Raw genomic sequence first — 19,148 nt, forward strand, 5'->3', positions numbered from 1 at the left:
CTTGGTAGTAAAAATTTACACAATAGTTGTCGTTTCCTATCCCCTAAAAGGGAATCTTTAAAGAAACACTAACGTTAACAGGGAAAGCGAAGACGATGAAGCTAAAAACCTTAACCACCGCAGTATTGCTCGGCGTAATTCAACTGGCAGTAGCTCGCCCCGGCTTATCGCAAACGCCAGCTCCTGCTCCAGCTAGACCCGATCTCAATGCCCAGCTTCAGCAATCATTGTGCAGCCAAAACTGGGGTCGAGCTATCCAAGTGGTCGATCAGATGCGGCGGGTAGCAGCACCACAATATTCTTCCCAATTGCTCTTGTATCGAGGACGACTACAAGCTTTAGTACAATCGCGCTCAAAAGTCCCTGTGGAAACGTTTAACTGTGCGGCGGCGAATACGACGGCTACACCAAACACCACAGCTACTAATCCACAACCTTAAAATCGGCTTGAGCCTCAGCAATATCAGCGGTAGGATGAGGTTTGCTCTATTCAGGGAATTCTGCCATTCAACTTATGCCGAAGGCTTACGTTATCGGACTGGGAAAATCAGGCAATGCAGCGGCACGTTTGCTGAAACAGGAGGGTTGGGATGTGATTGTAAGCGATCGCAACTCCTCTGCAACCCTCCAACAACAACAACAGACTCTTCAGGGTGAAGGCATTACGGTTCACATTGGGCATTCTCTAGAACTCAACGCCACTGAGTTACCCCAACTGATTGTCGCCAGTCCCGGCGTTCCTTGGGATATCCCGGTACTAGTAGAAGCCAGAGTAAAAGGCATTGAGACAATTGGCGAGATGGAACTGGCGTGGCGACATCTCCAATCTTTGCCGTGGGTGGCAATTACCGGAACCAACGGCAAAACCACTACGACTGCCTTAGTTGCCGCGATCTTCCAAAGTGCCGGGTTCCAAGCCCCCGCCTGCGGTAATATCGGCAATGCTGCCTGCGAACTTGCCTTATCATCAGCGAAGACTTCAGATTCCCTAGATTGGGTAATTGCCGAGGTTAGCAGCTACCAAAGCGAATCGTCCTCTTCTTTGTCTCCACGGATTGGGGTATGGACAACCTTTACCCCGGATCACCTCAGCCGCCACAAAACCTTAGAGAACTACTACAACATTAAAGCCAAACTCCTGAGTCAGTCTCAGTTGCAAGTGATCAACGGCGACGATCCGTACTTGCACAGTATCGGACTCCAGCAGTGGCAAAATGCTCACTGGACAAGTGTTAAAGGCAAAGCTCATCTGATCGGCGATCCAGAAAAGGGGTTTTATATCGAAGATGGCTGGGTTGTTGCTCAGGATGAGCCAATTGTCGAGGTAGCCTCTTTACCCATGGTGGGGACGCACAATCAACAAAACTTACTCATGGCTGTGGCGGCGGCGCGGTTAGCGGGAATTAAGAAAGAAGCGATCGCTCAAGCCATTGCCAACTTTCCCGGCGTTCCCCATCGCCTAGAACAGATCATCACTTGGCAGGGAATTGACTTCATCAACGACAGCAAAGCTACCAACTACGACGCCGCACAAGTTGGACTGGCTGCGGTTGCAAGTCCCGCTATCTTAATTGCAGGTGGAGAAGCCAAAGATGGCGACGACACAAGCTGGATTGAAACCATCCAGACAAAAGCCGCCGCTGTCTTACTGATCGGTAGTGCTGCTCCTGCTTTTGCTCAACGCTTAGAGCAAGTCGGTTATACCAACTACGAAATTGTCGAAACAATGGCAAACGCTGTCCCTAGAGGGGCAGAACTTGCCAAACAGCACAAGGCAAATGTTGTTTTACTCTCCCCTGCTTGTGCGAGTTTCGACCAATACGACAACTTTGAACAACGAGGCGACGACTTTCGCCAACTTTGCCAAACGTCTTTGCCAGGGTAGAAGGCATTTTTAAAGTTGCAGTTCGTGAAGATCTACCACGCATCCCCTAGAGCGTCCCAGTTTATTGCATATAAGTTGCATTTAAGTGTTAAAAAATAAAATGAATGGGGTGCAATTGTCAAGAAAAAAATTTGAGGCGATCGCGGTGGATGTATCTAGCTATCGCAAAGTGCTGAGTCTGTGAGGACTGAGTTGATGAGTTTAAGATTCAACCAGCACGCGCTTTTTGGGAATCAGGAGTGCCCTAACCTATAGGTTGACGGCTATACAACCTAGACTTTTTTTCACTTAACCCCTTGACAAGGATCAGCATTAGTCATATTTCTATTGAAAAGGTTTGTCAATATTGTTTTCTACAATATGCCCCCTAGCTGACGCTAGCTAATTGAATTACCATTTCTGAAAGTACATGCCAATTTTTAACTTTTTTCAGGCGGGTGGAATTGTCGCTTGGCCTTTACTCATCTTTTCCCTCGCGGCTGTCGCCCTGATTGCCGAGCGATTGCTGTTTTGGTTTCGGATCAATCGTCGGCAGCGTCGAGTTGTCAGGGAGGTGATGAGGCTGTACCAACAAAACCCGCTCCTGGCTGTCAATCATCTACGGCAAAACGGTGATCTGCCCATAGCCAAAATTTTTCTAGAAGCTTTAGAACTAGATCGCCCCAACCCGGAAGAATTTCGCTTGGCTTTAGAGAGTGCGGCACAGGCAGAACTGCCGACGCTAAAGCGATTTAGTACTGTGTTTGATACGATTGTCAGCATTTCCCCACTCTTGGGTCTTTTAGGGACAATTTTGGGCTTGATGACGGCTTTTTCTTCCTTAAAAATTGGCGATGTGGGGGGTAGTGGCACAGTAGGAGTGACTGGAGGGATTAGTGAAGCGCTAGTTTCGACAGTGATGGGATTAGTTGTAGCAATCTTCACTCTCTTTTTTGCCAATATGTTCCGTGGACTTTATCTGCGACAGATAGCATTAATTCAGGAGTACGGCGGTCAGTTGGAACTACTTTATCGTCGTCAATATGAACAAGGGAGAGATGTTTATGCGGCTTCCCGATGAGTCAGACAAACCAATGGAAATCAACATCGTGCCGATGATCGATGTGATTTTCTCAATTTTGGCGTTTTTCATCATTTCGACGCTGTATTTAACTCGCTCAGAAGGGCTACCTGTAAATTTGCCCAGTGCTGCGACAGCAAAAGCTCAGCCCAGTACGCAAATTACAGTGACGATTGAACCAGATGGAGACCTGGCGCTCAACCGTAATCCTATTGAGCTAGAAGCTCTTGAAGATGCGGTACGTTCTCTTGTGGTTCCGAACTCAGAAGCCCTTGTGATTGTCAATGCTGATGAAAAAGTCGATCACGGTCGAGTCGTGAGTGTGATGGATCGCTTGCGTCAGGTTGAGGGGGCAAAATTGGCGATCGCGGCTAGAAGGTAGTATACAAAGTGCTGAGTCGGTGAGTTGAAGATTCAGCACTCACTTACCTTTGCGTAAGCCCTATCCATAAGAGATGCATTCCCCCAATCGTGACACAATGGTTTCCGGACTGCTGATCAACTGAACGTAACGGGAGCTTCAATTTTATGTGGCGAGTGACTATCCAATGTTCTGCTGAAGGTTGGCGCAACTATGCCACAGAGTTTAAAGCGATCGCTGATAAATACTCAGCTATCCCAATGGCTTCTAAAAAAACCATGGGTGACAATCAGCGGCTTATGGAATTCCAGCTCGAAAGCGTTAGCGACACCGAAGATTTTATAGAAGAGTGCATGACTCTAGATGGCTTCACGGGTAGCTTTGAATCTGTTTAGACAAGACGCCTGATGTAGGTTTCTATATCAGGCTTACTGTTGCAGAGTAGGACTTTCCGAAAGAGGGAATTTTAGCCGACTTAGTACTCTTGCTCGATTAGGTCTTCCAAGTCTTGGGAATTATCAAAGCGTTGAATTAATTCATCAATCAGACGGGGGTCTGTGGTTCGCAGTCCTAACTCTCGCACGGAAGCTTGGTCGCCTGTGGAAAGGAAGTGGTGAGTCCCAATGACAGCAAACGTGCGATCGCACACTATGTAATTTTCCTGCGTCCCCAAAATCTTCAGCCGGAATTGGTCGGGGTAGTCTTCTTCCAACTCTTCTAAATACTCTAAATTTCTATAGCGCTTATTGGCTCGCAAGCGATCGCGAAGAGAACCTGTTTTGAAACGCCTCAGCGCAATCTCAACGTCTTGACGAGAACCCCAGCCAATATCAATTAAAACGTTGGGGTCTTCTAACAGCGCTTCTAAATAGTCCAGCAGCTCATAATCATTCCAGTCAATTCCCCACGTCAACCAGGGGGAAATCAGAATCAGCCGCGTTTTAGCATTCGACGCCGCCGTGAGCAACCAGCGACGACCAGAGGCGCGGTCAAATAGTAAATCATACTTATAATCCGGTCGAGTTTCAGTCAGGAGTTGGTTGAGTTCGTTTACCCGCTGCTCAACAGAGCTTTCTACCTCACCCATCAGCTCAAGACGCTGCTGTTGCAAAGCCATTTCTAACACTTCGCGATTTGAGGAGATAGTTGCCAATTTATTGAGTTCATCAAGCTGCGCTTGCGTAGCCGCAAGTTCTTGCTCTAACTGACTCATCACCTCACGGCGCTGCTCTTGCAGTGCGGCGTCTAAAGTTTCGGACGTGGAAGAGTTGCTGGCGGAGGCGTGTAACTCATCAAGTTGCTCCTGCATCGCTGCAAATTCTTGCTCTAGCTGAGCCATCACCTCGCGGCGCTGCTCTTGCAGTGCGGCTTCTAAGGTTTCGGACATGGAAGAGTTATTGGCGGAGGCGTGTAACTCATCAAGTTGCTCCTGCATCGCCGCAAATTCTTGCTCTAGCTGAGCCATCACCTCACGGCGCTGCTCTTGTAGTGCGGCTTCTAAGGTTTCGGGAGCGGAATCACTGGCGGCTGCACGCACTTGCTCAAACTCCTCCTGCATCGCCGTTAGCTCCCTAATCCGGGCTTGGAGTTGGGACGTGCGATGCCGTAAGGTAGCATCAAGCTCCTCAATTCTGGCTTCTAGCTCCTGTAGCTGATCTGAGTTATCTGTCGTTTCTCCAGGTGCGATGAAGCGGTCTTGAAGTTCGCTGATTTGAGCTAGTAGTTCACGCCGTTGCTCTTGCAGTGCGGCTTCTAAATCTTCAGGAGTTAAGATGTTTTTGATTCGCGATCGCCAGCTCTCAAACTCCTGCTGCATTCCCCCAATATGTTTGAAGCGGTCTCGAAGTTGTAATGTTCTTTGATCTAACTTCGCCGCCAACCCCGAAAGTTCTGCAAGCTGCTGCTGTACCAGTTCTAGGGAGCCACTCTCCCTTGGTAAGGTGAAGTCGTCTTGCTGTTGAGCGATCGCTTCCCTGATTTCTCTCAAGTCTGCTAGTTCGCTGGGTAAAGGTAAGGTTTCCAGCCGCTCCCGTAGTCGCTGAATTTCTTCGGAGAACTCCTGTTGTAAATCTCTTAATCCCGCCCGTAGTTCATTCCGTAACGGGGTAGGGTTAAAGTCTCCCGAAGCCGCAGGTACTGTTTCCAGTTGCTCCCGTAGTCGTTGAATTTCCTCGGAGAACTGCTGTTGTAAATCTCCTAATCCCGCCTGCAGTTCATTTCGTAACGGGGTGGGGTTAAAGTCTCCCGAAGCCGCAGGTACTGTTTCCAGTTGCTCCCGTAGCCGCTGAATTTCCTCGGAGAACTCCTGCTGTAAATCTCCTAATCCCGCCTGCAGTTCATTCCGTAACGGTGTGGGGTTAAATCCCGAAGTCGTTGTTACGGCGTCTAATCGCTCAGACAGGGAGTTAGTCAGGTGGGTTAATCGCTCAAGTTCTTGGGGTTCAAAGTAATCGCTAAACTGCTCAACGAAAGACTGCTCTTGAGCCTGTAACTGTCTGACTTCTGCTTTAATTCCTTCCAGTTCTTGTTTGGACGCCCCTTCCATCAGGGCTTGCTCGATTTGGGCGATCGCCCCATGTAGTTGAGCCAACTCTCGTTGGGTTGCACGTTCCGTTGTCGCTTGTTCAACTTGGGCGATCGCGGCTCTCAGTTGCTCGAATTCTTGTAGTAACGGTGCAGGATCAAACGCAGGTGGAGGAGCCGGGAAGGTATCTAGTCGCTTTGATAGAGAGCGAGCCTCCTCCCTCAAACTTTGAATTTCCTGTGGCTCTGGGCGATTCTGGAACTGCTCGTCTAAAGACTGTTCTCGCTCGTACAGTTCTTGAAGCTCTTGGGTTAGCTGTTCTAGCTCTTGTTTCGTTGCACCTGCTGTTGTGGCTTGTTCGATTTGGGCGATCGCCGATCTCAAATCTTCAAGCTGTTGCAGTAACGGTGCGGGGTTAAATTCTGGCGGCGGAACGGGGAGATGATCCAGCCGTTCTGATAGAGCCTGAGTTAGATCGGTTAACCGCTCAATCTCCGTCGGTTCTGAGCGATGATTAAATTGCTCAGATAACGACTGTTGTGCAGCGTTGAGTCGTTGAATTTCCTCATCTCGCTGCTGTAGCTCCTGTTTACTCGCTTTCTCTTGGGCTAACTCTTCAGCCTGACTGATTGTTACCCGTACGTCTTCTATTTGCTGCTGTAGCTCCTGTTTACTCGCTTTCTCTTGGGCTAACTGTTCAGTCTGAGTGATTGTTACCCGTAAGTCTTCCAGGTTCTGCAATAGCCAGCTCGGGTCAAACGGTGGAGGAAGTTGAGTAACCTGCTGTGTTAGCGCTGTCAAAGAGCGATCTAAGCTATCGACTCTGGCATTGGGGGAAAAACTTCCTAATGTCTGATGTATCGCGACGTAATCGCTTTTAAGCTGCTCTAGCTCTTGATGAATGGGAATCAGGTTAACAGGTTCTGGAGGCGGTGGTAAGGCAGCGAATTCCTGGCGTAGAGATTGAATTTCACTGCCCAATTTCTGTTGATCTTCCGACAACCGAGAGCTAACCTCACCATACATTGCCCTAGCTCGCTCAGTCAGAGCTTGGGATTGCAGGCGACGATTTGCCAAATTTAACGCCAAACCAAGAGTTAGGGGAGTCGCAGCATAGGCGAGTTGTTGAGTCGCGATCGCGATCGCACTCCCAACGACAGAACCCGCCACAGAGACGTATTCTGCAATTTCTAGCCAGCGACGGTGAGCAGTGTTTTTCATCATTAACTATTGTAGATGCCAGTTGGTGCTACAGAGCAACAGCCGCCTACTGTGACCGTTGAAAATCTCAATTTTGCTTAAGGATTTGTACCAAATTTTGCGATCGCCACGTTGAGGGGAGTCGCCCTCAACCGCCAAGGAACGTTCAAGACAAATGGTTGACGAATTGCTCCAAAGAATCCACTGCAAGAGCTACCTCCACCAAATCTTCCAATTGATTGACATCGCGTGCCTGCAAGCTTAACTCCACATCCACGGGTATCGTCCCAAAGCGAGTAGCGAGCAAACGCAACAACTGCCGCAGCGCACCTTGCTGCAATCCTTGCTGTTGCGCCGCATCAGCGCGTTGACGTTCCGAGTCCGCTCGTTGACGTTCCGAGTCCGCTCGTTGACGTTCCGCTTCTTCTGGCAGTAATACCAGATTGCCTGCCTCATCATAAAATCGCAACCAAATAGCCGTCTCTCGCTCAATCGTTCCTTGCCAAGTTCCCAGCCATAAACCCAGACTCTGACACCATAACCACCCCTGCTCATTGGGGATTAGCGGCTGATAACCCCTACCCGCCTCCAGATGCCACCCTTGTAAAGAATTTGGGTCAAACGGATCGAACACAAAGTAATCTGGGGTGCGGAAAATCTGCCCGTAGATGTCTTTTTTAGCACCCGTATCCACGGCGGCTGTAGACGGTGACATTAGTTCCACGATCGCATCAGGGTAACGACCATTCTCCTCCCACACAACCCAACCTTGGCGATCGGTTCTGCCATCTACATTCAAAACGGCAAAAAAATCTGGCCCCCGGAAGTCCCGGTTCCGTGCCTGAGTGCTGCTGTAGTAGATGAACATATTGCCTCCTGCAAAGTAGTCCTCGCGATCGGCAAAGGCGATTAGCATCGACCGGATTAGGACGTTCATCGCAAGGCGGTGGCGATTGCTTTCCAACGGTTCTCCATCATCAAAAATTAGGTCAGTGGGTGGCATGGGGGGGTTCCAGTCCACAACGGCTGTCGTCTGGGCAAGCGCTTCTGTCTTTTTTTCCGTTGTCATGACACCAATCCCTATTTGATAACCCTTCTGTATCTATTGTGATGATTGAAGGCGAGTAGCTAAACCTGCCAAATCAAATAGGCACCCCAAATCGCAGCCAAGACAGCAAGAATCGTTAGCCAGAGGGGATAGTTACCACGACATTCTTGATTGTTGGGAGTGCGTAGAGCATCCAAGTCCATCCAAGGGGTAACGCCACGACGGAACCAACCAGAGGCTGTCACTTGCTGATTGACTAAATCGCTAGGACGAATCGCTTTGGGCAAAAGGTTTCCCACTGGCCCCAAAATGGAGAAGTAGTGAAGTTTGACTAAGCCTGTCGAGGTTTGCAAAATTAAATCCTGCCCCAGCCAATTCAGTAAACCGGGACGCCCTAAGAGTTTGCCCGTAATCTGAATCGGCAAACTATCAGGAGGAAGAGCAGTTGAATTAGTGAGTAAGTCTTTGAGATGGGGTTCCGTTTGGAGTTTAGGCGGTTTGATGTCGGGGAAATAGCCGTTGATATAGAAAAAGATACTGAGGCTAAAGGCAATCAGCATACAAGGATTGAGAAAAAGATCGGCGTTGTACAACCAAATCAATCGCCAGAATCCGAAGACACTGCTAATGCCGCCAATTATCCAAAGAATCAGCCGTAGAACTATCCCCAGAATCAGACCATAGAGCAGTGCCATTTGGGGTAGCGGTAAGGCTTTGTAACTGTTTTGCAGTTTGGCAAATAAGGCAGCTCTACTACGTTCCGGCGGGACAAGTGGCGGCAAATCTAGCTCTGGTGCAAGTTGCCAGTATTGGGCATAACGGGCGAGAAGATGCAGGCGATCGCCCATTAAAGGATGCGTCGCCGTTACAATCAACCAATTGCGATAGGGGTTGGCACAATCCCATTGCAACAGTGACTCAAAATAAGTTTGCGGCGGCAGACTCCCCAGCATCAGTGCTTGCTTGTAGCCAACGGGCATCATCAAGTCGAACCCTTCTAAAATTGCGTTGGTTTGTCCTTGTTGTTGAACATCATCAGCAATGCCGAGGGCAATTTTGAGGAAGGCGCGAGTCAAACCGTTGGGGTTACCCGTTGTTTCTACCGCGAGGCGATCGCTAAAATAATGCCTCGCCCTGGAAAACCATAACAGGGGTAAGCGCAGCACCCAAAAAATACCGTAACTCAAAGAGGCGATCGCTCCCCCAATTGCCAACAAAATCGGCGGTAACCAGCGCTGATAAGACGGCAAGCGTCTAGCAATCAAATCGGGCAATTGATCTGTCCAATGCGCCACCTGCCAATAAATCGTGTAAGGCACCTGAAGCACCAACGTTGCCACAGACATCAACACAAAATCCCAGTGGAGGATATGCCCCAACTGCCCAGCATAAATCGCCGCAATTTCGTTATCGTCCAGTTGTTCCAACAACCCCTGACTAACAACAATTCGCGCCGTGCGACGGAGATTGCCATAAGTCATAGCTACGGGTGCATCCGTTGGTAAAATACCCAGCTTGGGTAACGGTAAACGTCGCTGACGGCATAACCGCTGAATTCCCTTTGCTGATTCTGGGCTGCGAGAGGCAAGCTGCGTCAGCGGTAAAGCCTCAAACCCATAAAACCGCCGCAACAGCCCATCCATCAACCACGGAGAAGCAACAAGCAGTATGACAAAGAAAATCAAAATTCCCTGAGTAGGGTCGCGGTAAAAGGGTTGAAACGGCTGTAAGTAGGGCAATCTGACCAATATATTGTTGATTGTCCCCATCAAAAAGCGCAGGACAAAACGCAGCACCCAAAACAACGCTATGGCAGTACCCAGTTCGATCAGCCAGAGGCGCGTGCGCTTAACAGGTTTTAGCGCCTTCCACCGTTCGGCACGTCCGCTATTGCGCCAGCGAGGACGAGGGGAGAAGACACTAGGGTGCGGCGTCGGTGGGGGAGAGTAGGGAACCGGGAGTAAAGGGCGAGGCTCCTTTTGGGAAGCGCCTACGGCATCGCTGGAATTTTTCGGGGCAGGTTTTCCCGTCGCTTTTGGGGAGGCGGGTTGCTTGGGAGAACTGGATTTTTGAACCTCAGATGCCCCACGGCGCGTCGGTTTAGTCTTAGACGTCGGTGGATTTGAGAGGCGCTTGTAGCCTTTCGTTGGTGTCGTTGCTTGAGGCGGCGTCCCATCAAAGGCAACAAATCCTGTTTGAGCGGGAGGCGGGCTATCTAAGGGAACAAACCCGGTGACGTCCCTTGTAGGAGCGCTCGACAAATTGGCTAGAGTACTTGCTGCCCATTCCCTTAGCTGAGGATCAAAACTGTTTTGGAGGCTTTGCAAGAGCGCGATCGCATTTTCTACCTTCCCACTGCCTTCGTAAGCCCTCACCAATGCAACAGACGCACGGGTAACTAAGGCTTCATCCAATTCCGTCTCACAAACACCCTGCAAATGTGCGATCGCTCTTTCATAATCGCCTCGTTCCAGGGCAGCTAAACCTACCTCAAGGGTCGGATTGGGAACAGAAGTCATAATGTATGTTCTCCCACTAGAACTGCTCTAGGATACCCTTGCTGCGGTAGTTTGCCATCGGCAATTTACCAGCCGCTTTGAGTTGATAGTTAATTGGCGATCGTAATTCTTAACTATTCAACGGCTGAAAAAGAGCATTAATGGGATGCTACAACGACACTGGTTCTTGACCCGCAACTACGGGCGCTGTTGCCTTTAGCTTCAACTCTGGATGGTCAGATTCTATCTGCTGCAAATTCCATTCATTCTTAAATAGCAACACCGGACGTCCCCAGTTATCCTTCACAGTTACAGTGTTGAACAAACGCCCTACCTTTTCCAATGCTTCCCAACCGCCAGCTACCCAACGGGCAACGCTGTAGGGCAAGAGTTCTAAGAGGGTTTCCACGCCGTACTCGTTTTGCATCCGAAACTGCACAACTTCAAATTGCAGTTGTCCGACGGCTGCCAGAAGCGGGTCGCGTCTGGATTCATCGGCGGAGTACATAATCTGCACTGCCCCTTCTTCCCGCAACTCGGTGACGCCTTTATGAAATTGCTTGAACTTGGAAGGATTAGGGTTTTTCAGGTAAGCAAATAGTTCCGGCGAAAAACAGGGAATCCCTTCGTACTCCAATTTCTTGCCGTTATAGATGGTGTCGCCAATGGCAAAAACACCGGGATTATTCAAACCAATCACGTCACCCGGATAAGCCACATCGATTGATTCTCGGTCTTGGGCAAAAAGTTTCTGAGGTCTTGCCAATCGCACTGTTTTACCTGTGCGGGCGTGACTTACGGTCATATCTTTTTCAAACTTGCCCGTGCAGACGCGAACAAATGCTACTCTATCCCGGTGCTTCGGGTCCATATTCGCTTGCAGCTTGAAGACAAATCCGGTGAACTCTGGGTAAGTTGGGGGGATTTCTCCTTCTGTCGAATTACGGGCTTCGGGCTTCTGGGCGTAGTCGAGAAAGGCGTTGAGGAAGAGTTGCACCCCGAAGTTGGTCATCGCACTGCCAAAGAAGACAGGTGTCATTTTGCCTTGCTGAACTAGGTCTAAGTCTAGTTCCGGGCCAACGCCTTCAATGATTTCTAAGTCTTCTTTTAACTGGTAGTAGAGGTCTTGTTCTAACAATTCCTCAATCCGAGGATCGCCTAAATCGATAATGGTTTCGTGCGCTTCCCGCGCACCGTGGGCGCTACGTTCAAACAGGTGAATTTGCTTGGTGCGGCGATTGAAGACGCCTTTGAAGCGATCGCCTATTCCAATTGGCCAATTCACGGCATAGGTCTGTAATCCCAATTCCTGCTCAATTTCATCTAGCAGGTCTATGGCTTCTCGTCCGGGACGGTCTAATTTATTAACAAAAGTAAAGATGGGAAGCCCCCGCATCCGACAGACTTCAAACAACTTTCGCGTCTGCGGTTCCAAACCCTTTGCCACATCAATTAACATCACTGCGTTATCGGCGGCGGCTAAGGTTCGATAGGTATCTTCACTAAAATCCTGGTGTCCTGGTGTATCCAGTAAGTTGATCTGACAGTCTTTATAGCTAAACTGCAACACCGTCGAGGTAATCGAAATTCCCCTTTGTTGTTCCATTGCCATCCAGTCGGAGGTTGCCTTCCGCTGTGCCCTACGGGACTTTACTGCACCCGCCTCATGAATCGCACCTCCGTACAGCAGCAGTTTTTCGGTGAGGGTCGTTTTCCCCGCGTCGGGGTGAGAAATAATCGCAAAATTACGGCGATGTTCAACAGCTTGTTGCAGTTCGGTTTGAATTTCAGTGGACATCCTGAAGCAATAGTGAAGGGGCTTTCAAAAAACATTATAGAAGTCAAGTCTTCGCAATGACTGTTTCTCCTAACTCCTGACTGAATTAGTGTTTGGCAAAGTAATCCCCCTATTGTTGAGGAGATAGAGGTACTGCAGTTTGTGCTTACAGCGATCGCTTCACGCTCAACGGCTAAAACCTAAACCTACATAGGTAGGTAGCTTTGTTTTGTATCGCTTTAGCTCAACGGTACGGATATCTAGCCAACTAGGGATAGGCTTTCAGGTCAGTCTCCCTAGCCTATCAGTGTTAGAGTCGTGACTAGAAAAAGATTATTAGTCATAGGGGCAATTTCATGGTAACTGAGTACGATCCGGACAAACGAAAGCTTTTGTCAGCCGTATCTCATGGGTCAATTTTTCTTAGCGGGTTGTTCGTATCTGTCGGGATTCCGATTGCAGTTTTGTTCGTATCCGATGACCCCGTCGTTAAAGAAAATGCTAGAGAAGCTCTTAACTTCCACCTCAATGCCTGGCTTTATGGCGTAATTTTTGGGTTTTTGACGCTTCTCTTAATTGGTTGGCCTCTTCTCGGTCTTTTATTTCTGGCAAGTTGGATTATGCCTGTTTTTGCGATTCTTCACGCTCTTAATAATCCCAACTCGTCATACCGATACCCCTTTATATTCCGCATCCTCTAAGTAGAAGCATCTAATTGAATTAAAGGTAAGGTGGGCATTGCGGAGAAACGAATTTTTAGAACTGATGTCAGGTTTATTGCGGCTAATGCCCACCCAATAACCCAACTTTTTTCTGAATTTCCCAAAAAAGCAATTGTTAGTTATTAACGTTGCAGATTTCAAAATAGAAGTAAAAGACTACCAATCAGTTGTAGCAAATAGATTAATGCTTCAGCTCTAACTGCTTCAATATTCACTGACTAATTCATAACAGCTAATTAACAAACTAGCGGACACTTCCAGAACCTACATAAAATTGGTAGACAATTTGATCGCGTTTTAGCAGCGAGTTCTAAACCTTTCTTCAAAAATACTAACTTACCGTTGTTTATTAATTGCTAGAACTACTCTGCCGTGCTTGAAGAATGGTTTTGGCTTGCTCCTGAATTGTAGAATCTTTTGCTTTATCCCGGTCATAGTTGCCATTAAGTACTCTATCAAGAACTTGACACGCTTGGTTGATCGCTGATGCTATTTTTGCTTCATCCCATAGTTCATTTTGGACTTTCTCGCAATACTTTTCAAACTGATTGGAATTCATTTGAGGGATGGATGTTCCAGCAATTTGCATTCGCAAAATACCTAGCAAATGGTATTTAAACGCTCTATACTTACCGTCAATTTGCTTTTTTCGCAAAAAAGATTCTATCCGAAAAAGCGCATAAGCACTGACATAATATGCAATTGGGAAATGACCATTAACAAATATCCTGTTTTTAACATCCTTTAAGAGAGTGCCATAATATCTACTAGCCTGATGAGCACGATCTAAAAACATTGATGCAAAGGCGCGAATTTGAGTGGAAATCGTAACAATCTGTATTTTCTCAGGACTGTCCTCTGAATCCAAAAAAGAACGATACTGTTGTGAGCGTCTCTCATAGTAAAGCCGATGTTCTTCTTGAATAGCGTTGTAGTATTGTTCCAGAGTTTTCTGAAAATCTGTTAATGCAGATAGTTCTTCCAGCTTGACTACAGTTTGTCTATTAGTCGCTTTAGTTATTTGATTCTTTAAAACATCTTCAGGAGAAACAATTAGCTTGATAGGAATATACACATTGTCTGATATGGTAGCTCGATTATTGAAAAGAACATGGCTAGTTTGGCATCCATTGACAATTTGAAAGCCAGTCAAGTTAAAACTATCTCCAGTTACACTTAAATCATCTGCAACTAAAGTAACACCATTATTCAATAAGATAAAAGTTTCCTTTGCTTGGCTCGTCAAAGTTTGCTCAATTTCCTGATTTACAGGATTATCTCCTTGAAAATCCCGAACGTTATCATAAAATGAACCCCGCAAGAGATTACCATTCTCATCAGTGATTAGGCTTAAATAGGCTGAGACAGGCAAGTATCCAAGATAGGATTCTTTAACTCCTGTCATTGCAGGTAAAGTAACTCTCTTAGAAAATATGATTGTTTTGGAGAGAGTGTTTTGTGCCTGACTAAAGAATTGTTGTAATTTCTTTGCATCAACGGCTTCAAACGCAGGTAATGTTCTAAAGATATTTAATTCTTCAAGGGTTGACAGTTCATTCTCTATACGTGCCTTTAACTTATCATCATCCTGCCACTTACCAGTGGTGACATAATAAAGTTTAAGTTGTGGATTGCCACGACGAAATATGGAGCTTTTGGTATAAATATGTCTAAGGATCTTCTCCTTCTGACAAAGAAGATCGTTCCTTGGCAATGTAGGAGTTGAAGAAAATAACTCTCGCACCCCATAAAACATGTTAGAAATCTCGGCACCATCAAAGTTTTTACTAGATTTTGCTTGAATAAAAATAAACTCTGCATCAATATACTTATTGGTAGTTGCTAAGTCATCAATTTCCTCAATTGTGTTGACGATTAATCCGTTTACGATAACTGTAACCCCATCTAGCTGAAGGTCGTTACCACCAGCAACATGAACATCTTCAACTTCAAATTCATCAGCATATTCTTTCGATACTACACAGTAGTTTACAAAATGCTCAAAAAGTGTTGAGTTATGGATATCTTCTGGGAAGCCTTGCTCCTGCTTAAAGGAGTTGACAAGATTTTGAGTTACTAAATCCATACTCATACTTAGGGATAACTTCCCCTAGCCTACACCTTCTAAGGATTTTTTAGAGAGTTGCTTTCCCAGCAGATAGCTTAGCACTGCGCCCTTGCAGATAACTTAAAGCATCCTAACTATGTATTCACCGTCAAATAGGCTGGATAATACCTTTACTTTCCAGGATTATCTGTCAGATTTGCTGAATAACACCCTAGTTTTAAGGGATTAAACAGAAACTTTGCAGGTTAAGTCCGGGCTTTTGGGGTGTTGTCTGTTACTTCTGATAGTCAATCCTGAAATCTGGGATGTTATCCGTCATTTTTGCTGGATACCACCTCCTATATCGGTCTTATCTAGCATTAACCTAATGTCGCAACCTACTCCGATGCGGCTTTGCCGCTTGCTGGAGGCAGAGCCTTCGCGGAGCATCCCAAGGCGGAGTATTGGAACGAGTGAGATCGCCCGTCGCTGTAAGTTGGGTTGAGTACTGTTAAGTCCTTGCTTGTGAATCAGTCGGTAACGTGAAACCAACCATGACTCGATTGGGCGATCGCACCAGGGTTTGAGTGGAGAAGCCGATCTTACACGGTGAGATACAGTCAATTTTTCTCTCTTCTCTGTAGAAAATGGGCTAGTGGGATAGGATGCACCTCACTAACATAGAAAACGCTGTATATAAATGGCGAATAAAGTACTTGCTCAAGTTATCGATTTTTCTGAACTACAGGAGCAAGTGTTAATTTTCCGAATGGCTGAAGTTGGTAAAAATAACTAATTTTTCGGGTTTATCTGCTTATATTTCATAAATATTACTCTTGACAAAGTTGCTAAAAGTAATATTTATATCTAAACCCAGGAAACGTTCCGTCTGTTCTAACAATTTTTGCTAGCTAAAACTCATTGTCATTATTAAAGAAATCATCAGTTTCATCACCCCACAGAACTTCATGCTCGTAATAGGTATGGGGGAGGGGGGGATATTCGAGTTGGAAGCGGGTGTGCTGAAGCGGCACAATCTCTTCGAGTCGCCGCTGAATGCCGATCGCTCGATTGTATAACCGCTTGTAGATAACCAAGCTGGGGCAAGTGACGATAAGTTCTATCAAACCATTGGGGTGCGGGGTGATTCTCCACTCGCAATGGCTAAAAAGTGCTTTGAGAGAGCCGTCTAACTTGTTGTAGAAGCGTTGACGCTCTATCCTAACAGCTCTGAGTTCTCTGGCGATCGCTAAATCTTCCGCACTTAAGGGAAAAGAGCGATCGCCACTATTGCTATTATCTGAACTCATAAAACTTCCTCCCAATGGATCGCGTTTCAATACTCCGCTATCAAGCCGATGAAGAGATGATTCTCGTTTAGAGGCGAAATGTAACGGAATGCAAACTATAATGAGTGCGAGACACTTTACAAGCACTTATTCAAGAGTAGTACTGATAAAACATGCGAGTAGCGATCGCCGGAGCGGGTCTAGCAGGACTCTCCTGTGCCAAATACCTCACTGACGCGGGTCACCTCCCTATCGTCCTAGAAAGTCGAGACGTTCTTGGGGGCAAAGTGGCTGCCTGGAAAGATAAAGATGGAGACTGGTACGAAACAGGTCTGCACATCTTCTTTGGTGCCTATCCCAATATCTTGCAGCTTTTCAAAGAGCTAAATATCGAAGATCGGCTGCAATGGAAAGAGCACACCATGATCTTCAACCAGCCAGAAAATCCTGGCACCTACTCAAGGTTTGATTTTCCTGATCTGCCAGCACCAGTTAATGGCATCACTGCCATTCTCCGCAACAACGACATGCTCACTTGGCCGGAAAAAATCCGCTTCGGTCTTGGTCTGATTCCGGCGATTGTCCACGGTCAGAAGTACGTCGAAGAGATGGATCAATATACCTTCTCGGAGTGGATGAAAAAGCAAAATATTCCTCCACGGGTGGAAAAAGAAGTATTTATCGCCATGGCGAAGGCGCTGAACTTCATCAACCCAGACGAACTTTCTGCAACAGTTGTTTTAACGGCGCTGAACCGCTTCCTCCAGGAAAAAAATGGCTCAAAGATGGCGTTCTTAGATGGTGCCCCCACAGAGCGTTTGTGCCAGCCAATGGTAGATTACATCACCGAACGTGGTGGCGAAGTGCGCTTAAACGCACCCGTTAAAGAATTTTTGCTCAACGACGACGGCACAGTGCGGGGATTCTTGATTCGTGGGCTACATGGGGCAGAGGACGAAATCCTCACCGCCGATATGTACATCTCTGCCATGCCTGTAGACCCCTTGAAAAGAATGCTGCCAAAGCCTTGGCGAACTCAGGAGTACTTCCAGAAACTTGATGGCTTAGAAGGGGTTCCGGTGATCAATTTGCACTTGTGGTTTGACCGCAAGCTGACGGATATAGACCATTTGTTATTTTCCCGGTCGCCTCTGCTCAGTGTCTATGCCGACATGAGCAACACTTGCCGCGAGTATGCTAATCCCGATCGCTCGATGTTGGAGTTGGTCTTGGCACCTGCGAAAGATTGGATTAAGAAATCTGACCAAGAAATTGTTGAAGCAACGCTTATCGAACTAGAGAAACTTTTCCCCAATCACTTCGGTGGTGAAAACCCGACAAAACTCCTGAAATCCCATGTAGTCAAGACTCCGCGTTCGGTATACAAGGCAACATCAGGTCGCCAAAAGTACCGTCCTTCCCAAGAAACACCGATTGCGAATTTCTTCTTGACGGGTGATTTCACTATGCAACGGTACTTGGCGAGTATGGAGGGAGCCGTACTTTCTGGTAAGCTGACAGCGCAGGCAATAAATCGCACTCAGCACTCAGCAATTAGCGATCGCTCCTCAGACGGAAGTCAGGACGTGGAAATTGGCACTGCGGTGCAATCTCCTGTCCACCCCGTACTCCGAGCTGAAATATGATTTTTGATTGTTGCTCGCTTCCACTCTTCTAGCTTGCCACGAATGCTGCAACTGCCTAACTCCCCGAGCATGAGAAAGCTGGCCTCCCGGTCGGATGCTTACGAATTCTGCCGTCAGGTAACGGCGAAGTACTCTAAGACGTTTTACCTCGGCACGTTATTGATGCCGGAGGAAAAACGACGAGCTATCTGGGCGATATACGTCTGGTGTCGGCGAACTGACGAGCTAGTGGATGGCCCTCAGTCGGCGCTGACAACCCCAGAGACGCTTGAGCGATGGGAAAAACAACTGGAATCGGTCTTTGCCGGAGAGCCTTTAGACGACCCAGATGTTGCTTTGGTCGATACGCTGCAACGTTTCCCGATGGATATTCAGCCCTTTCGGGATATGATTGCCGGACAGCGGATGGATTTGTACCGCAGCCGCTACGAGACTTTTGAAGACCTGAAGCTCTATTGTTATCGGGTGGCAGGAACGGTCGGTTTGATGTCCAGTGCCGTGCTGGGGGTAGATAGCAACCGTGGCACTGCTCCCTGGGAGCAACCCGATAGCTATAATCCCACCGAACAAGCGATCGCCTTGGGAATTGCTAACCAATTGACAAACATTCTCCGCGATGTTGGGGAAGATACGCGTCGCGGTCGCGTTTATCTACCCTTAGAAGAGTTAGCACTATTCAATTACACCGAAGAGGACTTGTTTAACGGCGTTGTTGATGAGCGATGGCAGGAATTAATGCGTTTCCAAATCCAACGCGCCCGCAAGTACTATACAGAAGCCTCAATGGGCATCAGCGCCCTCAACTCTGACTCCCGTTGGCCCGTCTGGGCGGCACTGATGCTATATCAGCAGATTCTGGATGTGATTGAACGCAATCAGTACGATGTGTTCACTACAAGAGCCTACGTACCTAAGGTGAAAAAGTTCAGAACTCTGCCTGTGGCATGGCTAAGAGCGCAGGCGCTTTAAAAAGGATGAAGGATGAAGGATGAAGTATGAAGGGTGAAGTATGAAGGGTGAATGGGGTTGGTTATTTTCTCCCCTGCTCCCCTGCTCCCCTGCTCCCCTGCTCCCCTGCTCCCCTGCTCCCC

Annotated in this window: 15 protein-coding genes; 8 read left to right on the forward strand and 7 right to left on the reverse strand. The window is 47.5% G+C overall.

All coding sequences use genetic code 11. The features are described from left to right. Nucleotides 1–95 precede the first annotated feature (95 nt). The 5 genes from AC5JR3_RS08330 to AC5JR3_RS08350 all read left to right on the forward strand — a co-directional run bounded on the left by AC5JR3_RS08330 (nt 96) and on the right by AC5JR3_RS08350 (nt 3,701). Nucleotides 96–440 (forward strand): hypothetical protein, encoded by a 345-nt coding sequence (locus tag AC5JR3_RS08330; protein WP_495844851.1) that lies wholly within the window; start codon nt 96–98, stop codon nt 438–440. Nucleotides 441–514: 74 nt separating this feature from the next. Beyond that, complete coding sequence (murD, locus tag AC5JR3_RS08335) at nt 515–1,885, forward strand: UDP-N-acetylmuramoyl-L-alanine--D-glutamate ligase (RefSeq protein WP_495844853.1); 1,371 nt, start codon at nt 515–517, stop codon at nt 1,883–1,885. Nucleotides 1,886–2,294: 409 nt separating this feature from the next. After that, on the forward strand, nt 2,295–2,945 hold the full coding sequence (locus AC5JR3_RS08340; RefSeq protein ID WP_495844855.1) for a MotA/TolQ/ExbB proton channel family protein: 651 nt from the start codon (nt 2,295–2,297) through the stop codon (nt 2,943–2,945). Further along, nucleotides 2,929–3,327 carry an ExbD/TolR family protein gene (locus AC5JR3_RS08345; RefSeq protein ID WP_495844857.1) on the forward strand — a complete coding sequence of 133 codons (399 nt, stop codon included), beginning with the start codon at nt 2,929–2,931 and terminating at the stop codon, nt 3,325–3,327. The genes AC5JR3_RS08340 and AC5JR3_RS08345 overlap by 17 nt, the downstream gene beginning before the upstream one ends. A gap of 146 nt (nt 3,328–3,473) precedes the next feature. Beyond that, nucleotides 3,474–3,701 carry a hypothetical protein gene (locus AC5JR3_RS08350; RefSeq protein ID WP_495844859.1) on the forward strand — a complete coding sequence of 76 codons (228 nt, stop codon included), beginning with the start codon at nt 3,474–3,476 and terminating at the stop codon, nt 3,699–3,701. 80 nt (nt 3,702–3,781) lie between these two features. Here AC5JR3_RS08350 and AC5JR3_RS08355 read toward each other — a convergent pair whose 3' ends face one another. From AC5JR3_RS08355 to prfC, 4 genes are all read right to left on the reverse strand, one after another. Continuing rightward, nucleotides 3,782–7,054 (reverse strand): hypothetical protein, encoded by a 3,273-nt coding sequence (locus tag AC5JR3_RS08355; protein ID WP_495844861.1) that lies wholly within the window; start codon nt 7,052–7,054, stop codon nt 3,782–3,784. Nucleotides 7,055–7,196: 142 nt separating this feature from the next. Beyond that, the gene (locus AC5JR3_RS08360) at nt 7,197–8,099 is read right to left on the reverse strand and encodes a Uma2 family endonuclease (RefSeq protein WP_495844863.1); all 903 of its coding nucleotides are present in this window, start codon (nt 8,097–8,099) and stop codon (nt 7,197–7,199) included. Between the two features lie 59 nt (nt 8,100–8,158). Continuing rightward, nucleotides 8,159–10,597, reverse strand: coding sequence for a M48 family metalloprotease (locus tag AC5JR3_RS08365; RefSeq protein ID WP_495844865.1), 2,439 nt, complete (start codon nt 10,595–10,597; stop codon nt 8,159–8,161). 148 nt (nt 10,598–10,745) lie between these two features. Next, nucleotides 10,746–12,374, reverse strand: a complete 1,629-nt coding sequence (gene prfC / locus AC5JR3_RS08370; RefSeq protein ID WP_495844867.1) for a peptide chain release factor 3 — start codon at nt 12,372–12,374, stop codon at nt 10,746–10,748. A 335-nt stretch (nt 12,375–12,709) separates the two neighbouring features. Here prfC and AC5JR3_RS08375 point away from each other — a divergent pair, with 335 nt between their 5' ends. Beyond that, complete coding sequence (locus AC5JR3_RS08375) at nt 12,710–13,054, forward strand: DUF4870 domain-containing protein (RefSeq protein ID WP_495844869.1); 345 nt, start codon at nt 12,710–12,712, stop codon at nt 13,052–13,054. Between the two features lie 370 nt (nt 13,055–13,424). Here the strand turns inward: AC5JR3_RS08375 and AC5JR3_RS08380 are convergent, their stop codons facing one another. The 3 genes from AC5JR3_RS08380 to AC5JR3_RS08390 form a co-directional block, all read right to left on the reverse strand. Further along, complete coding sequence (locus AC5JR3_RS08380) at nt 13,425–15,161, reverse strand: AIPR family protein (RefSeq protein ID WP_495844871.1); 1,737 nt, start codon at nt 15,159–15,161, stop codon at nt 13,425–13,427. Nucleotides 15,162–15,458: 297 nt separating this feature from the next. Continuing rightward, nucleotides 15,459–15,746: a hypothetical protein gene (locus AC5JR3_RS08385; protein ID WP_495844873.1), complete on the reverse strand. Its 288-nt coding sequence runs from the start codon at nt 15,744–15,746 to the stop codon at nt 15,459–15,461. 287 nt (nt 15,747–16,033) lie between these two features. Further along, nucleotides 16,034–16,432, reverse strand: a complete 399-nt coding sequence (locus AC5JR3_RS08390; RefSeq protein WP_495844875.1) for a hypothetical protein — start codon at nt 16,430–16,432, stop codon at nt 16,034–16,036. A gap of 152 nt (nt 16,433–16,584) precedes the next feature. On the opposite strand from AC5JR3_RS08390, the gene pds reads away from it, so the two are divergent. Then, complete coding sequence (gene pds, locus AC5JR3_RS08395) at nt 16,585–18,057, forward strand: 15-cis-phytoene desaturase (protein WP_495844877.1); 1,473 nt, start codon at nt 16,585–16,587, stop codon at nt 18,055–18,057. Nucleotides 18,058–18,099: 42 nt separating this feature from the next. Beyond that, nucleotides 18,100–19,026, forward strand: a complete 927-nt coding sequence (gene crtB, locus AC5JR3_RS08400) for a 15-cis-phytoene synthase CrtB (RefSeq protein WP_495844881.1) — start codon at nt 18,100–18,102, stop codon at nt 19,024–19,026. The last annotated feature ends 122 nt before the right edge of the window (nt 19,027–19,148 follow it).

Source organism: Kastovskya adunca, assembly GCF_059505785.1.

Excerpts from the sequence above, each read along its gene's own strand:
- AC5JR3_RS08330 (WP_495844851.1), top strand. The coding sequence starts at position 96 with ATGAAGCTAAAAACCTTAACCACCGCAGTATTGCTCGGCGTAATTCAA.
- murD (WP_495844853.1), top strand. The coding sequence starts at position 515 with ATGCCGAAGGCTTACGTTATCGGACTGGGAAAATCAGGCAATGCAGCG.
- AC5JR3_RS08340 (WP_495844855.1), top strand. The coding sequence starts at position 2,295 with ATGCCAATTTTTAACTTTTTTCAGGCGGGTGGAATTGTCGCTTGGCCT.
- AC5JR3_RS08345 (WP_495844857.1), top strand. The coding sequence starts at position 2,929 with ATGCGGCTTCCCGATGAGTCAGACAAACCAATGGAAATCAACATCGTG.
- AC5JR3_RS08350 (WP_495844859.1), top strand. The coding sequence starts at position 3,474 with ATGTGGCGAGTGACTATCCAATGTTCTGCTGAAGGTTGGCGCAACTAT.
- AC5JR3_RS08355 (WP_495844861.1), bottom strand. The coding sequence starts at position 7,054 with ATGATGAAAAACACTGCTCACCGTCGCTGGCTAGAAATTGCAGAATAC.
- AC5JR3_RS08360 (WP_495844863.1), bottom strand. The coding sequence starts at position 8,099 with ATGACAACGGAAAAAAAGACAGAAGCGCTTGCCCAGACGACAGCCGTT.
- AC5JR3_RS08365 (WP_495844865.1), bottom strand. The coding sequence starts at position 10,597 with ATGACTTCTGTTCCCAATCCGACCCTTGAGGTAGGTTTAGCTGCCCTG.
- prfC (WP_495844867.1), bottom strand. The coding sequence starts at position 12,374 with ATGTCCACTGAAATTCAAACCGAACTGCAACAAGCTGTTGAACATCGC.
- AC5JR3_RS08375 (WP_495844869.1), top strand. The coding sequence starts at position 12,710 with ATGGTAACTGAGTACGATCCGGACAAACGAAAGCTTTTGTCAGCCGTA.
- AC5JR3_RS08380 (WP_495844871.1), bottom strand. The coding sequence starts at position 15,161 with ATGGATTTAGTAACTCAAAATCTTGTCAACTCCTTTAAGCAGGAGCAA.
- AC5JR3_RS08390 (WP_495844875.1), bottom strand. The coding sequence starts at position 16,432 with ATGAGTTCAGATAATAGCAATAGTGGCGATCGCTCTTTTCCCTTAAGT.
- pds (WP_495844877.1), top strand. The coding sequence starts at position 16,585 with ATGCGAGTAGCGATCGCCGGAGCGGGTCTAGCAGGACTCTCCTGTGCC.
- crtB (WP_495844881.1), top strand. The coding sequence starts at position 18,100 with ATGCTGCAACTGCCTAACTCCCCGAGCATGAGAAAGCTGGCCTCCCGG.